The organism is Paenibacillus sp. FSL R5-0519 (assembly GCF_037974275.1).
GTDB lineage: Bacteria > Bacillota > Bacilli > Paenibacillales > Paenibacillaceae > Paenibacillus.
This window is the reverse complement of record NZ_CP150234.1, coordinates 1,657,180-1,672,045: the sequence shown is the minus strand read 5'-3', so window position 1 is coordinate 1,672,045 and position 14,866 is coordinate 1,657,180. Positions and strand designations below refer to the sequence as shown.

The window sequence follows — 14,866 nt, the reverse complement described above, 5'->3', positions numbered from 1 at the left end:
ACTATTCTCCTTTTTTATTTTTTCCATTGACTGTAGACTGACCACCGATATGTCTAAACTCCCTATGAATATCTTCATCGACAAGGATCATCGTCTTTCCATCTTCATGATGATGCCATGTATAACCCTCAGGAGGTTTATTACTTGCTGGCACGGGTGGATCAGAATCCTTATTAAGCTTTGCTTCTAAATTTGCTTTTTTAAAGTCTTCTTGTGGATTTTTAGGCACAGTTACTTCAATTGTTACTGGTTTAACAGTAGGATGATAATACTCTGAAAAGTCGGGGTAGCCATCTGGATAACTCACAGACTGCCCTTTCTTATTAGTATATGTCCAAGTTCCATTCTTATCTATTGAGATGTAACCACCCTTATTATACCATTTATGTGGAACAGGTGAATTCATCGGTTTAGTTTCCATTATTTCTTTAGTAAAATCCGACAGTTCTAACTTCTTACCTTTCCCCGTTCCCTCAGTACCTTTCGAACTCTCCTTCGGTTTGTTTGTATTCGGATTCTCCTGCGGTTTCTCCGGTTCGGATGATTTAGGCGGTTTCTTATCGGCTTGCGGTTTACCGCCGTCCTTTTTCTTAGATGGAGATGGCTTCCACGTATTCACTTCATTCGGCGTTTCATTTTTTTCTGGTTTCGTCTTTGATGTCGTACTTGGTTTCGATGTTGTCGTTGAATTTCCTTCATTCTTTTTCGAAGAAGGTGAACTACCCGAACTTGTTTTCGACTTCGACGGGTTCTCTACAGACTTAGAGGTTGATCCTCCCCCACTGTTTGCTGTCTTTCCATTCCCCGAAACAGTCTCACCCGTTTTGTTCGTCTTATTATTGCTCCAATGACTTCCTCCACCAGACACGATCCCCATCTTCTGACTGTCTTCCCAATACTTCCGGACAAATGTCTTCACTTTGGGCACGATGGACGAAGACGGGCTCGTGTTCACTTGGGGCGTCGTTGTTCCACTTGCCTGCGGGATGGACCGTCTCAGGCCTACAGAACCGCCTGCCGAACCTCCCTTGCCCTTAAAATTAATTTGAGTATCCAGGCCTTTCAGCGTCGCATCATATTGATAATATCCATCCCATAGTTCAGCAAAGGCTTCATCGCTCATGGGGGCCTTTAGCCTCCATGATAGATACTTAATCTCCTCAACACTTAGCCCTTGTGCCTTCCAATAATCATAACTCCCTAGTTCCTCTACCGTGATATGAGGCCTGCCAATATCGAAGGTAATATTCGCAAAATGAGGCCCTACAAAAAGAATATCGTATTCCTCCGGGTTTTCCATCACTTTATTGTAATAATCCAGCGAACTTTTCAGTTCCTGATCCGCCTGTTGTTTCGTCCATTTCTCTCGAATATAAGCTGGAATATCATAGTATGTGGCACTAATTTCCTGATGCTGCTGATGCAATTTCTTGAGTAAATCAATGGGGGAAGTCGCTGTAGTCAGCTCTTTGGCGGCCGTCAGCATTTTACCCAGCATCGTCCATTTCGCTTCGTTCTCCTGCTGTTGGATCTCAGCAAAACCATTCGTAAATCGGTCCAGTAAATTCAGAGCCGAAGGCTTGAAGGAGCCTAACTTCGGCACGCTCGCGATGAGACCCGTGGCAACGGCAGCAATACCTACGCCGATGGCTGTCTGGGCAGCAATACCCCCTAGAGCTCCCAGGATCGGAATCATAGCAGTGATGGCCAACGCTGCTCCAGCCAACGATCCATCTTTCGCGTTCGTCGTTGATGCCTGCGTCACTGCAGCAGCCTCTGCGGCTGCTGCGGCCTGAGCCGCTTCGTACTCCTCAATCGGCATCAGCGGTGGCTCCGGCTCCGGAGGCAGGTCCGCCACATGAACAGGCGCTTTGTTGCTGCCCTCCTGTTGCAATAGACCTGCTCGTACGTTGGCCTCCCCGTCCAAAATGAAGCTACCACCCCCGCCAAGCAGCCAAATCGCTTCTGGTGCTGTGGCTTCGATCTGTCCGGCCGCAAGCAGGATATTGTTGCCTTGAATGGACAGATTGCCTGGAGTATTCAGTACGATCCCCTGATCATTCAAGGTAACCGTCAACCCGGATCCAGATTGCAGTGTAACCTCCTCAGGCGACATCCCGATAGAGCTCCCGGCAGGATGCCCCCAGACTTTATGGTCTGTCCCTCCGTTAGTGGAACGTTTACCCTCAGAGATGGAATGACGAATGTACGCTCCGGATTCCAGACTACTTGGAAAATATAATTCCACCTGATCCCCGATCTCCGGCATCATGTATAATCCGCTATGCCCTTCCGCAGCATAAACTGGCGCGACCGGATAGGGGCAGGCGGAACCTTGCGTCATCGGGCCCTCGTCCATTGGCAATTTGATCTGAATGTGGTCATGAATCACGCGGACCACCTCACCGTACAGCGATAACCCAATCAGGTCCGATAGGTTGCATCTAGGTACATGAATGTGGTCTTCGAGTACCATGCGGTATGTCGTCATGAGCAACCCGGATTCCAGTCGCGAATGGGCATACACCACGGTTAGCTCTCTGCCATCCGGAAGTTCGACCTTGTCTCCCAACGCATAGGTCTCGACACTTTCCACCGTATATTGCAATACGCCTTGCGATCCCTTGGGACCCTGAATGATATATCGATCTTCCATTCCGGAACTAAGCCAATCAATTCCGGCCAGCTCCTTACGAACCTGATAAGGTTGGTCTTCTGGCCATTTCCACAACTTACCTGCGGGCAAACCGATATACAATTTGGGTGATGCCGCTGTGATTTCGGGGACCAGCACTGTACCGAATCGCGAGGCAAGCCTGCGTAGGAACATCCAATCGGTCTCTTTATATTGTAATACAAGTCCGCTCAATGAGGTATTTCCTGTAACCTGATCCATGACATCCGAATAGCGGTAAGAATTCATAATGAATTGAATTAGTTCTTTGAACGTCCACCCTCTGTTTTGAAAGGCTCGTTCCTCAATTCGCATATCCATTTGATAGGAGTTGGACAAGGCTTCAAGTTCGAATCGATAGACCCCTCCCGACAAATGAACCGAGAGCGATGTCATTACGCCATGGAAGAGTCTCCTCACTGATCTACCATTTTCATCGACTTGTCTGAGTACGATAGATTCCCCTTCAGCCTGAACTTGAAGAATGCTCGGCCCATCCTCTTCCGGAATTATACCGCTGACGTAGAGTTTCGCATGCTCGTTCACTTGGCGGGTAATTTGCACGCCTTCTAGCCACTGTGCACGATAAGGCCAATATAGACGTATTTGCTCATAGCCGATCTGGTCGAGTTTTTTTTCCGTAATTTCACTCATCGTCAAAAGTCCAATTGCTGTCCGTCATTCTCTATGACGATATCTCCGCCATACAGACACTTGTGCGTACAGTGACTGAGTAGTGCAGCTTTCCCTTCCACCTTGGTATCTCCCTTTCCATGAAGCCAAGGCATGGTCAGCACGGGAACACAAGGCGCTTTCTTAACCCCATAGATGTCAACCATCGTGCTTGCCGCTACTGCTGGATTAGCTGGATTGGAACAGTTACCGAATGATCCAATATGAATACCTGGAATATAATCCTCGACAGTCATCTTCGCCTTCCCCTTGATATATACGCCATGACTGAATGGTATCTTCAATCGTGTACGCTGCGTCCCGCAATTGCATTTAAGTATTGCTCCTGCAACGACATAGCTTTTAGAGGCTTCTCCAGCCGTATGAATCTGGGCATCATGATCTTGACTTCGCACCATCATAACCTCTCCCTTCTAATTTCGTTTGTTCCAAGTCCAACGGAATGAATTGTACTCCTGCCACATCTCGCCGCAGAATGCTCTCCGACAACGCTAGATTGACAATGATCACGGTTTCGCGCAGCTCCATCAATTGGAACAGGGGTACCTCCGGGAAATCTCGCTTCAGTACGATCCGCTCCAGACTTCCATCCATGCGCCGACGGGTATGAGGAGATAATACGTTTGCCAGTGCAGGAGGGTGAATGGCCCAATACGTCTCTTGGGTCATTCGCTCCTTGTCCGTTAATACGGTAGCCCTTCGTTTGAGCTGAGGACAATACAAAATAAGTGTTTCAAGCAATTGATCTGAAACCAAGGGAACCGGCTGTTCCAAATAATCCGTATAATCCACATGGAATCCGCTTCGCACATAAAGGTTAATGGCTGTATGCTCACTGCCCGAATCATGAAAAGCCTGATTCCAGGTCCTGCGTTGCAGTTCACCAACAGGCTCAGTCTCTACGCGGTGTATCCATCTGGGATCGGCCATTAGACGAAAGTATCGGATAACCCTCGCCTCCTCTCGGCATCGTCAAAAATCGCACCCTCCACATCAGCACCCTCCCATAACGTATCTGTTAGATTGGCTCCACGGAATATGGCTCCACGAAGGTGTGCCCCTCGGAAGTCAGCACCTGAAAGGTTTGAATTCTCGAAGTTAAGCGCATCGTATTCTGGGCCTTGAGCGAGTCCTTCCGGATGTCCTACCTCCCCTATGATCTCCCTGAAAACAGCTCTTTCCAGAGAACACCCGCTGAAATCTGCCCCATATAGAATGCTTCCGGTGAAATCGGTATTCTCCAGACTACAATTGCGCCAACGTGTCCCTATCAAGATACAGCGTTGAAAATCGGTAGAATGCATATCGATACGATCAAAACGGCTGTAACGAAAATCCAGATCGCTGCATTCCATTTCGCTCATATCCAGTCCCTGAAAATGCGCGTACATGACCTCCAGACCATCACTTTCTTCCAATGCTTCACCAATCTCCTCAATGCTCCTATTCCTTCGATCAAGACGAAATACGCACTCACTAGCATCCAGGTATTCTCCTACACGTACTTCGAATATCTGTTCCAGATCCATAAGGGAGTTCCATTCGAAGTCCTCCAGCGCGCTACAGCTACGGCGTATAAAATGTACAAGATACCGATTCACCAACGCCGCTTCCTGTAGCATGATGCGGTCCAGTTCTACCACTGTAACGGTTCCTTGATAGTGAGGAAGTTCTTCTCTTAATCCATTGAGCATCCGTTCAAGACACTCATAGGCCCAGTGGGAAGAATAGAATGAACGGATGGGTGTTCGATCCAACAACCATGAAGCATCATATGCTTCGACCAGGACATTCATCGCCCCTCCAAGAAGTTCTGTTCGCAACATAGAATATTGAATGTAAGCGATCGGCCCTTTCGCCCCAAGCTTTTGGGCGTCGCTGACTTCCTGAATCATCAACCTGAAATGACTTAGGAGCTCAGCTGTCAATTCCGTATACCTTGTATGCAGCGTATGCTGCAAATCATCCATAAGTTTGGCCCGCGCAGGTTTCACCTGATGGGTATAAAAATGTAATATAGATTCCTTGCGATCCATTGGAAATTATCCCTCCTGCCCATACGTCACCCTATACTAGTTGGCTTTCACTTCTGATCCACTCATTTTTGCTTGTCCATCCAATTTGAATGTTCCTCCCCCGCCTTCCAGCAACAATTGTGAATCGGCAGATAACGTTATTTTCTTCCCGGCTTTGAGCGAGATATTGCCCCCAGCAGACATCCGAATCTGCTGGCTTCCGATAATCTGAATGCCCTCATCCCCGCTGAGACGTATGAACACCTCGCCCTCTTTGCTGCTAATGGAGATGGAATCTGGGGTCAGTCTGATTTCTTTGCCATAAGGCGTACGGAAAATTTTATGATCCGGTTTGTTTAATTGGTTCGTTCCAGTTACCTTATTATCCAGACGGGGTGCTCCTGTCGCATAGGCCTCTTCTTCGTTTTGCGTTGGAAAATATACGGCCACCGGATCACCCACTTCAGGCATGACATACCAACCTGTCTGGCCCTCTGCGATGTATGGCGACTGATACAACAGCCACAACGCTTCCTCTTCCTCCTGTTTTTCATCACAGTCCAGCTGAACTCTTACATGACCACCATGCACTGAAAGGATGCGACCAAGTAATGAGCTTCCGGCAATTATCGAATTGTAATATGTCTTTTGTCTTAGTCCTCTATGAAGGCTAAGTACATATTGGTGCTTCACTATTCCTCCCACAAGCTCGGTATATGCCTCAGTCACATATAGGCTTCTGCCTCGGAAGGTAATATGATGTCCAAGCTCCATCACCTGATCTGTCTCGATTTCATATATAATGAAATCTGATTCGTTGACCTTTAACGTATCGTTTTCGGTAAAGTACATGAATGGTGCCATGTTTTTGCGGATTGTATAACGTGTATTGTCCAGATCGATTGAGTTGCCGTGCTCAAAGACGCCAAAATAAAATTTGGGGCTGTCAAACTGAGCGGCCGGCATCAAGCTGGTGTGAAAGCGAGAAGCAAGTCTCCTGAGAAATGCCCAATCCGTTTCTTGATATTGCACGGCAACCTTCCCGATCTTGGCCCCCCCTGTTCCCTCATCAATCACGTCCAGCCCCGGATAATCCTGATCCAGTTCCTTTAACAAATCGGGTAACTTCATTTTGACATTTTGAAATGTACGCGTTCGTTTTGTAATGTCCATCCGGTATGTATGTGAGATGGCCTCCACGTGGAGCGTGTATACACCTCTGACAACCTGCACTTCAACAGATAGTGGAATGCCTTTGAACAGAGGCTTCTTATTGCCATCCTCATCTTTTTGCCACACTTCAATTGGGGTATCCTTATCCGTAACATCGACATAGCGATCCTTCCATTCCTCAGACACCATGCCCTTAAACACGAGCCGAGTGTGCTCATTCATTTTTTTCCGGATCGTCAGTTCTTGCAAATGCACCAGTTCATATGGTTCAATAATCAGATTCTCATAAGTCAAACTCATGTTTCTCATCTCCTTTCAACTTCAATGGATCGCAAGTGAATTTAGAATCGTCTCGCCAGGCTCCAGCCAATCGCGCTTTTCTTCATCCGTGCAATTAAATCCGTAAACAAGAACTGACTGGTCTAAAATCGAAAAACCGATATGGTTATATATCTGATTATTCAACCCCTGAACGGAAAACTGACAGTAGCCCGTGAACTGTCCCGTTTCAGTAATTCGAACGCCATGTTTCTCCCATTGTCTGATAGGCTGCGTTCCACGAATGACATTGGCCATCGTTTCAGTAAAGGAAGTCAGCTCCTCTTCCGAAATTCGATGCTCCAGCCTGTTGAACGTAAAATTGACTGTCCCTGAATCATTGGTATATATCCATTCCGGCCGATGAGACGAAGGATACTTCATGCTCGCTTCCTTCTCTGAAATTAAACGCAATGAACGTGGAAGGGATATGGCTACCCTACTATCGTACAGCTCAGTTCGTTTTAGAAATACGCTTTCCTTTCCAATACGGAGCCTCGCAGGCAGCTCTGTTGAATCAATAGCCTGGGATTTATGTGCTAATTTAACCACCTTTTCTATTTCACTGTTTTGATCATTCTCTTCATTTTCACGATGGTTATATAATATGGGAATTACTTTGCGATCGAGATATTCCATATGAAAAACAACTTCCTTTCCTTGTGCTGAATCAATCCACAATCATACGATGTGGTCCGCCCACCGGCATACCCGAACGTCCCGTTCCCCGACCTGCATTCGCGAGTATGCGATCCAGATATCGGTGAATCTGCGCATTATCGTATTCTCTGTACTCCAGTCCTAATCGACTGGCAATGTGATGCAAAATGACGCTACGTGCAACCGTTCCTTCATTGAGACACATCATGGCGAAGACCAGATCCTGGGAATCAGAGGTCCCCGTTCGAAGCAACCTCTCGGCATAGTCCTTCATGACAACAGGGGATAAGGTGCTTGCCCCCTCGGCTGCATAAGGAACATGAATGACATGCAGCGTATTGAACTCCGTTGCCAAGTCGGCAAAGGTCTGATAGTCCCGCCGCAGCCGCGCCCCTTCCTTCGGCTTGAATCGAGCCAGCTCCAACTCACTCGATGTACACGTTGTCTCTTCATCCAAGAGCAGTTCCGAATGACTTATCGTCATGTCACTCACGGTCTCCTCCGCGGTAAACCGAAGCTTCAGCACATTGACCCGTCCCGTAGCTTGGTATGCCAGTTCCATAGGCTCTGTCAGCATATAAAGCCTACCATTATGCAGCACCATCCCAGGGGTAACGACCAACTTGTCCGGGAACACTTCTACCTCTACACCTGCAAGAATGCCATCTGCATAACCGCGATAGTACAGTTCGATGAAGTCTCTGGGAAAATCGCGTAGTCCCTCCAACATGGATGTTTTCAGAATTCTTCCCTTGTTAAAATGCGGATACGAATATGTGAACATGAGCGGTGTTCCTCCTTTCTGCTCGTGATCCTCACTTCATTCCGTCAAAGAAGTCCAGTTCCGACAAGTCTGTTTCAAACGGAAGCAGCTTCTGAGATCCCAGATACAGCCGTTCATTTCTGCGAGCTACAGGCAACACATGGAAGCCCCAATGACGATCATCCGGAAATACAAAAAACTTCGTCTCTCCATTCACGATGGAATCCGTATCATCCTGCGGAATTTTATCTCCGTATCGATCCCGAATGTCTTCATAAAGTACCTCTTTATAGAAGTCCGGGCGGTTGACATACACGAACTTCTGTCTCAGCTGGCCATCGCTTCCGCTAAGATACAACTCCACTTCTGCCGTCTCGAATGGACGGGAAATGCTACCCGGAATGCCATCACTCCGATCCAGACTGCTGATCAGCATTTTTTCACGTCCATTATGCGTGTAGGCACTTACGGTATACGGAATTACAGCGGCATCATGCGTGATGTCGGCTTGAACGCTTCCCGTTTTGCGGGCACTTAGATAACGAATCGCCCCTCGAAGGCAGGCAAGTTTAAGATCAGGCACACGCCCTTCCGCAGGTTTTTGCCGAAACTCAATGCTTCTGCCTGGAACGAACTCTTTCAATGCTTCCCGAAATACATCAATGCGGCAGGACTGACCTGTCAACTTGATAATCGAGTACTGGTTCATCCGTCCCTGACGATAGAAATCATCCAAAAACTTGCGAACCACCTCATAGATATCGGCCTTAATCAGCTGGGTAATTTCCTTGATATTGAACACCACGTCGGGGAACTCATATTCATCCTTCAACTCCCCATTCCGTTCTACCGAGAGGAACCAACGCTCCATGGTGGTGATCTGCAGATCACTGTCCCCGTCTCCCTCCATCTCCGAGTGGAATCGGTTACGCAAGATGCCGGTTTTGCGGAAAAATTGCTGCTTCATCTCTTCTGCGATTTCCCACAGAAAGTAGAAGTTGCCTCTTACCCGCAAATACTCGTCCCGTGAACGATTCTCTCGGCGCGCAAACGCGGTAGGGATGATGTGTTCTGCCTCATCATATCGCTGCTCCAGCTTCTGATAAACGGACCTCACACCCTCTTCGTCCACCTGACGGAACACATCCGCACCAGGTGCCTCAATCAGGCTATCAATATCCGTCACCTGACGGCGTCCGCTATAGTAGTCGGCGAATACAATTTTCATGAATTGCATAATACGATAGGTAATGTTGTGACCTCCGAAGTTCGTATCCCCATTTTCGTAGGTGGTATGGATATCGAGCTTGTACGCCATATGTCCATCCTCGATCGTAAAGGCACAGGAAGATAAATCCGTCGTTCCACCGCCACAATCAATCACGAGCGCATGATACGTCTGCCCTTCCATGAAAGCACCACGTTCCATCCCGTCAGCAAGGGTGTTATAGAGCACAGCCATCCCCTCATCCAGCGCATACGTCTGCTCAATCCGATAATCCGGAAGCATCTCGCCGAACATCTGCAAAAACTGTGTTTTCATCTTCACGGGACTCGTAAAATGCACATGGCGAAACTTGCACTTGAACTGATGCTCTGCAGTTCGGATGATGTAATTCATGTACGCACGCAGCAGATCCATACGAGAAACGATGGCCGCATTGCCATGAACATCGACGATTTCTTCCATTTTGTTGTAATTGTTCACCCATCGCTTCATGCTGCGAAAGACACTCGCCCGGCTGCTGTACCCTCCCCGACGCATACTTCGCAGCGCTTCATAGCCGAACTCGTAACGAATGTTCGCTGGATCCGAACACTCCGCCACCCCAATAGCCGTAGGCAAGACCTCGATCCAATCCGTATCTTTGTATGTAGGATCGGGAAAAGAAACGTAGTTGATGGCATCCATACGGACTCGTCCATTCAGCAAATCCTGGCTGCTCGGCGCCTGAATATAACCGTTATGCAAATAGGCGCCTGCCGTCGTATTGGAGGTGCCAAAATCAATTGCAAGCACTGCTTCTGTAGGTTCAAGCTCCCGGATGTCCAGATCTGCCAGTGGGATTTGGGTATATTGAATATGAACGGGTGGAAGCGGTCTGCTGGAATAATAGGTCTGATATAGGTACTCCGAGTCGCGTTTACGGAAAAAGAGGAGACTGTACTGTCTGTTGCCCGATCTCTTCCAGGTCGACCCACTTCCTGCCGTCAAATAAAAGGTTCCCGATACAGAGTCGTCCTTAACCAGGTTGAAGATGCCACACAGCTCCATGCTCTCATTGACTAAAAGTACGTTGGATTCGGTTAAACCACCCGGTGCTGTGACCACATATCGATCCAGCTTGTCCACGTTCAATCCTTCATACAGAATCAGTCGCGCAGGTACACTAATGCCTCCATCACTGCTCATGGGCGCCGTCATATGACGAGAAATAGCCTTTTGTATCCGCTCGAATCCACCTTCAACAGACTGATTGATCCACAATACATCGTCCGCTCCCAGAAATTTTAAAATAATCCGAATCAGTTCTTCCCGCTCCGTCCGAGGCCCCAAACCCTCGATTAACCGTTCCTTGTAACAAATGTTCCGTAATTGGAATGTGGTCATGTCCATCAATTCTTCGCGCGTATAACGCATGGTTCCTCTGGAACGTTCCCTGCTCGTGGCGTCAGGATACAATCGGTATGAATAGCCGTTCATCTATACTTCCTCCTTACAACTGCTGGTGCTGCTTAATATAGGGCAATCCCGTCCTGTATCATCGTATAGTCCACATCCAGAATGCCAAAATGATGCCCCCAGTATATTTCCGTGTCGAAACGAACCGGCAGAAAGAGTTCAAGAATCAGTTCCAGCTTCTCCTTCGCTTCCGTACGTTCTACCTGACCAATATACAAAAGCAATTCATCCTTTTCCTCACAATTGGCATAAAGGGTTGAACGCGGGAACATTCGAACAAGGGTATCCCTCAGCAGATGAACCGCCTCTCCCGTATCATACAAACGGAGCATATTGCAGGCGATCACTTCCTGCTCCTCCTGTCCGAACAGCTCCAGTCGCCGCCGAACCCGATCCCCGTACACACCCGAATGCATATCCTTCAGAATGAAGCGAATATAATACTCTCTCTTGTTCATACCCTGCATCAGATCCATATCCGCCAGAAAATGAATAACCAGATCAAAGAGTGCTTCCCGCAACTCCACCTGCTCTTCATTATTGATATTGAAGAGGTCCCGGAAAATATCAAAGAAGCGATAATACGGATTGACTTCAACCGTGCCTTCCACGCCTGAAGCATTCAGGTTTGTCTGACTAAGTTCCATATAAGGCGAATATACACGTGCTGGCACAAAGGTTACGTCGCGCAGATCGGTTCCATTACGTTTGGCTCGTATAATCAGGTCCCAGATGTAATTCATGCTGTACTCACACCCATTCCCCTTCGCAGCAGTATTCGGGGAAAGCCAGCTGGATTTCGGATACCAGAAAGCTCAGCAGATCATCCAGAAAAATAGCCTGTCCCGGCTGCTTCCCGTGTCTGCTGAACCTTAAAATCATTCGATGTTTATCTGTCTCAACACGGACATGGTCGCTAACAAATGCATTAAGTGGGTACGTGACTCCCAAAGCGGGTCCTGGCGCCACCACTTGTACATCTTCCAGTTCCAAACCCTCTGCTGCCTGAAAAGCGTGAACCATGCGGGCAATCTCCCCTTTGGACCGCACAGAACGCCCTTCCTGACGCGCATATTTACCAGCAAACCCTTCCCGTTTGTTGTTGGAAAACAGCGGATAGTCCATTCTGCCAATGCGGGTTGCGACAGGACCAGCTATTTTCAGCACCGTCCATGAATCAGATTTTTCCAGCGGAGATACGATCGTGATATCTTCTTCCGATCTTTTGATATACCGAATATGCGATTCGTCTCCATCGACCAGATATCCGTGTTCCGTTCCGGTTTTACGGAGTGGCAACACATGTTCATAATTGATTCGGTCCGAAGCCGGAACAGGGAATCCACCCGTTTTCATATCAATCTTCTGGATGTTCCACAGCGGAATCATATTGGTTCTTTTATAAGACTCAAACTCCTCCAGATGGATGGAAAGTTCCTTGACCGTATGTTGTTTGTCCCATGCCTCTCCGTCATCCGAACCCACTAGAACACAATCAACAAATTTGAAAATATAAGGTGCATTAATCGATTTCCATGGCAGGCTGTTTTTACGAAAGACCCGGTACAATTCATCAACTTTGGAGATATACGCTGTACTTGATTTCAACCGAACCGTTATAGCATGTCTGCCTTCATTGGTTACTATCTCCCCGCGAAATGTCCGATTACTGTTCAGAAGAGATTGGAGTTCCTGTTGCCCACATTCCATGTAGAACGTGAATAATTTCATCTCTTCCTTACGCGTCAGTGCCTCTGAAGCCTCACTTAAATATACGGTCTGTGGTTCAGCATCCTCAGGAATGATCGGGTACAGAAATTCATGAATGGGGTCCAGATCTTCCCGCGCGCATAATGTGACATATACATCATGACGTTCCTCCTGCGGCAATACCTCATCGAAAACTCGTTGCTCAATCTGTTTGTTCAGCGTCTCCTGATACTCCACAAGATTAAGAAAAACGCCTGTCATGAGATCTTTGAGCATGCGGCGTTGTTCCAGATCCTCCATCTTGTTAAGACGGTCACGAATCATGTCTTTCATTATGAATCTCCTCCTTCCGATGACTCCTGTTCGTTCACATCAGCCTCCGTAGTGTCGGTGCTTCCGTCAGCCTTGGAGGCTGAATTACTGCTAGCATTACTTGTCGTTTTTCCAGAAGAAGCACCTGAGCCAGAAGCATCCGCATTGCCATTTCCAGCCGAGGTGCCATTACCAGTGGAAGAACCATCCCCCAATGTATTCCCTGTGCTCACACTTCCTGTACTCCCAGTCATATCCGAGGTTATACCCGATGTATTTGCTGTATCTAATCCTGCCGTATCCTGCGTAAGATCAGCCGCCGGTACAGGTGGGTTCAATTTCTCATCCAGCTTGTTTATTTTCCGCTCCATGGCCAGCACGCGTTCCAACATATCGATCTCCTGATAAATTTCTTGTGCCGAAGCATAAGCATCAATGGCTCCACTATAGTCTCCAGCTTCATTGAAGCGGTCACCCTTCTGTTCCAGCGTATCTGCTTGAAGCTGCCGGGATTGCCGTTTGATATCTGCACGTTTGGTCTCGGCCGTCTCCAGTTGCGTAGCAATTTCCTTCAGCGCATCCTTGTAAGCTGTCTCCGTCGCGGCTGTTCTGGCCCTTTTATACAAAATGATCGCTCCACTGTAATCTCCGTTCTGGAGTTTCAGATCACCTTCGGTGATCCAGTCTTGCACTTGCTGGAAGGTGGTCATCTGCTCCAGACGCTCCTGAATAACTTCCCGGTTGAACATGCTATAGGATTCAGACAACTCCAATGCTTTGGTGTAACTCGCGGTTGCTTTGGTAATGTCGCCTTCTTTCAGGTGAGCTTCCCCATCAACCAGCGTCTGGGCAGCAGCCATCTTCGCAGTCAACAGCTTTTTATGTATCGGGTCCTTGATTTTGATGGAATTATTGCGCGCCAGGCTGTAGTCCGAGACTGCCTTGGCATACTCTTGTTCCTTGACGTACTGGTCTGCGGTCTGTTCATATTGCAGCATATCTACGGCCAATTCAGCTTTTTTGGCTGCACTTTTCACCGCGTAGAATATGCCGGCTCCACCAAAAATCAGGAGCATAACCAGCATGATGGCAATCCGCTTAATCCATTTCTTACGGTTCTTGGGCTCTTCATGAAAAATCTTGTTCACATATATGGCTGCCGCACTATAATTCTCGATACGGGCACGCTGCTTGCTAAGCATCACTTCTTCAAGCGTATCCGCCAGCGTCTGCGGGTCATTGGCACCTTCAACCGCATCGATCATCTCGGCATCCTGAACACCTTCCCATAATCCAGGGGTGCAAAGCACAAGCACATCGCCATCGGCCAGCTTGATCTTATCCGATACATACGGTCTGATCATGCCAGGTTTGCCGGCATATTCATTCAGATTACCGCGTTCATCATGCTGATCCACACGATCCTCTGCAATCTGCCCTTCGGCTGCCAGCTGAGCAGCAACGCTGTGATCCTTGCTTTTTAATGCAAGTCGATTTCCACGAAAATGATACAACCGACTGTGTCCGGCAGATGCCCACACCATACGTGTATAATCTGTCACAACAATGACAAATCCCGCTTTGAGTCTGACTCGGCGGCTTTCATACTGAAGCCACTCATGTGCAATCTTGATATACTCTGTTAGTCTACGTTTGGACATGGTTGGTTTTTCCAAAAAGGATTCCAGAATGGTCTGCACTGTGATCTGTGCGCTATTCACTTCCGTATCCGTATCCAAACCATCTGCAATGACATAACAGGCCCAATCTTCCAGCTCAACGCAGCCGTAGAAATCCCGATTTTTCAGGAAAGATCCCGCTTCCGAGACAAAGGCCGTCTTGAATTCACTGTTCTCCTTCCTCAT

Annotated in this window: 11 protein-coding genes; all 11 read right to left on the bottom strand. The window is 47.9% G+C overall.

Features of this window, described 5'->3' with window-relative positions; all coding sequences use genetic code 11:
• Window position 1 precedes the first annotated feature (1 nt).
• The 11 genes from MKY73_RS07470 to MKY73_RS07420 are packed head-to-tail and all read right to left on the bottom strand — an operon-like array spanning window position 2 to window position 14,866.
• Complete coding sequence (locus tag MKY73_RS07470) at window positions 2-3,328, bottom strand: HNH endonuclease (RefSeq protein WP_339306619.1); 3,327 nt, start codon at window positions 3,326-3,328, stop codon at window positions 2-4.
• Between the two features lie 2 nt (window positions 3,329-3,330).
• Window positions 3,331-3,765: a DUF4280 domain-containing protein gene (locus tag MKY73_RS07465; protein WP_339308519.1), complete on the bottom strand. Its 435-nt coding sequence runs from the start codon at window positions 3,763-3,765 to the stop codon at window positions 3,331-3,333.
• Window positions 3,743-4,297, bottom strand: a complete 555-nt coding sequence (locus tag MKY73_RS07460) for a hypothetical protein (protein WP_339306617.1) — start codon at window positions 4,295-4,297, stop codon at window positions 3,743-3,745. The genes MKY73_RS07465 and MKY73_RS07460 overlap by 23 nt, the downstream gene beginning before the upstream one ends.
• Entirely contained in the window at window positions 4,297-5,403 is a 1,107-nt protein-coding gene (locus tag MKY73_RS07455) for a pentapeptide repeat-containing protein (RefSeq protein WP_339306615.1), read from the bottom strand. The genes MKY73_RS07460 and MKY73_RS07455 overlap by 1 nt, the downstream gene beginning before the upstream one ends.
• A 36-nt stretch (window positions 5,404-5,439) precedes the next feature.
• A complete protein-coding gene (locus MKY73_RS07450) occupies window positions 5,440-6,855 on the bottom strand; it encodes a phage baseplate assembly protein V (RefSeq protein ID WP_127545060.1) in 1,416 nt (471 codons plus the stop codon).
• Window positions 6,856-6,876: 21 nt separating this feature from the next.
• Window positions 6,877-7,554, bottom strand: coding sequence for a hypothetical protein (locus MKY73_RS07445; protein WP_339306613.1), 678 nt, complete (start codon window positions 7,552-7,554; stop codon window positions 6,877-6,879).
• Window positions 7,544-8,317 (bottom strand): DNA and RNA helicase, encoded by a 774-nt coding sequence (locus MKY73_RS07440; protein WP_339306611.1) that lies wholly within the window; start codon window positions 8,315-8,317, stop codon window positions 7,544-7,546. The genes MKY73_RS07445 and MKY73_RS07440 overlap by 11 nt, the downstream gene beginning before the upstream one ends.
• A 31-nt stretch (window positions 8,318-8,348) precedes the next feature.
• Window positions 8,349-11,000 carry a molecular chaperone gene (locus tag MKY73_RS07435; RefSeq protein WP_339306609.1) on the bottom strand — a complete coding sequence of 884 codons (2,652 nt, stop codon included), beginning with the start codon at window positions 10,998-11,000 and terminating at the stop codon, window positions 8,349-8,351.
• Window positions 11,001-11,032: 32 nt separating this feature from the next.
• Window positions 11,033-11,722 carry an iron-dependent peroxidase gene (locus MKY73_RS07430; RefSeq protein WP_339306607.1) on the bottom strand — a complete coding sequence of 230 codons (690 nt, stop codon included), beginning with the start codon at window positions 11,720-11,722 and terminating at the stop codon, window positions 11,033-11,035.
• Between the two features lie 7 nt (window positions 11,723-11,729).
• Window positions 11,730-13,022 carry a normocyte-binding protein gene (locus MKY73_RS07425; protein ID WP_339306606.1) on the bottom strand — a complete coding sequence of 431 codons (1,293 nt, stop codon included), beginning with the start codon at window positions 13,020-13,022 and terminating at the stop codon, window positions 11,730-11,732.
• Window positions 13,022-14,866, bottom strand: a complete 1,845-nt coding sequence (locus tag MKY73_RS07420; RefSeq protein WP_339306605.1) for a serine/threonine protein phosphatase — start codon at window positions 14,864-14,866, stop codon at window positions 13,022-13,024. Before MKY73_RS07420 ends, MKY73_RS07425 begins: the two co-directional genes overlap by 1 nt.

Coding starts and splice junctions, on each gene's coding strand:
- MKY73_RS07455 (WP_339306615.1), bottom strand. CDS start 5,403: ATGGATCGCAAGGAATCTATATTACATTTTTATACCCATCAGGTGAAA.
- MKY73_RS07430 (WP_339306607.1), bottom strand. CDS start 11,722: ATGAATTACATCTGGGACCTGATTATACGAGCCAAACGTAATGGAACC.
- MKY73_RS07465 (WP_339308519.1), bottom strand. CDS start 3,765: ATGGTGCGAAGTCAAGATCATGATGCCCAGATTCATACGGCTGGAGAA.
- MKY73_RS07435 (WP_339306609.1), bottom strand. CDS start 11,000: ATGAACGGCTATTCATACCGATTGTATCCTGACGCCACGAGCAGGGAA.
- MKY73_RS07460 (WP_339306617.1), bottom strand. CDS start 4,297: ATGGCCGATCCCAGATGGATACACCGCGTAGAGACTGAGCCTGTTGGT.
- MKY73_RS07420 (WP_339306605.1), bottom strand. CDS start 14,866: ATGAGGAAGGAGAACAGTGAATTCAAGACGGCCTTTGTCTCGGAAGCG.
- MKY73_RS07450 (WP_127545060.1), bottom strand. CDS start 6,855: ATGAGTTTGACTTATGAGAATCTGATTATTGAACCATATGAACTGGTG.
- MKY73_RS07440 (WP_339306611.1), bottom strand. CDS start 8,317: ATGTTCACATATTCGTATCCGCATTTTAACAAGGGAAGAATTCTGAAA.
- MKY73_RS07470 (WP_339306619.1), bottom strand. CDS start 3,328: ATGAGTGAAATTACGGAAAAAAAACTCGACCAGATCGGCTATGAGCAA.
- MKY73_RS07425 (WP_339306606.1), bottom strand. CDS start 13,022: ATGAAAGACATGATTCGTGACCGTCTTAACAAGATGGAGGATCTGGAA.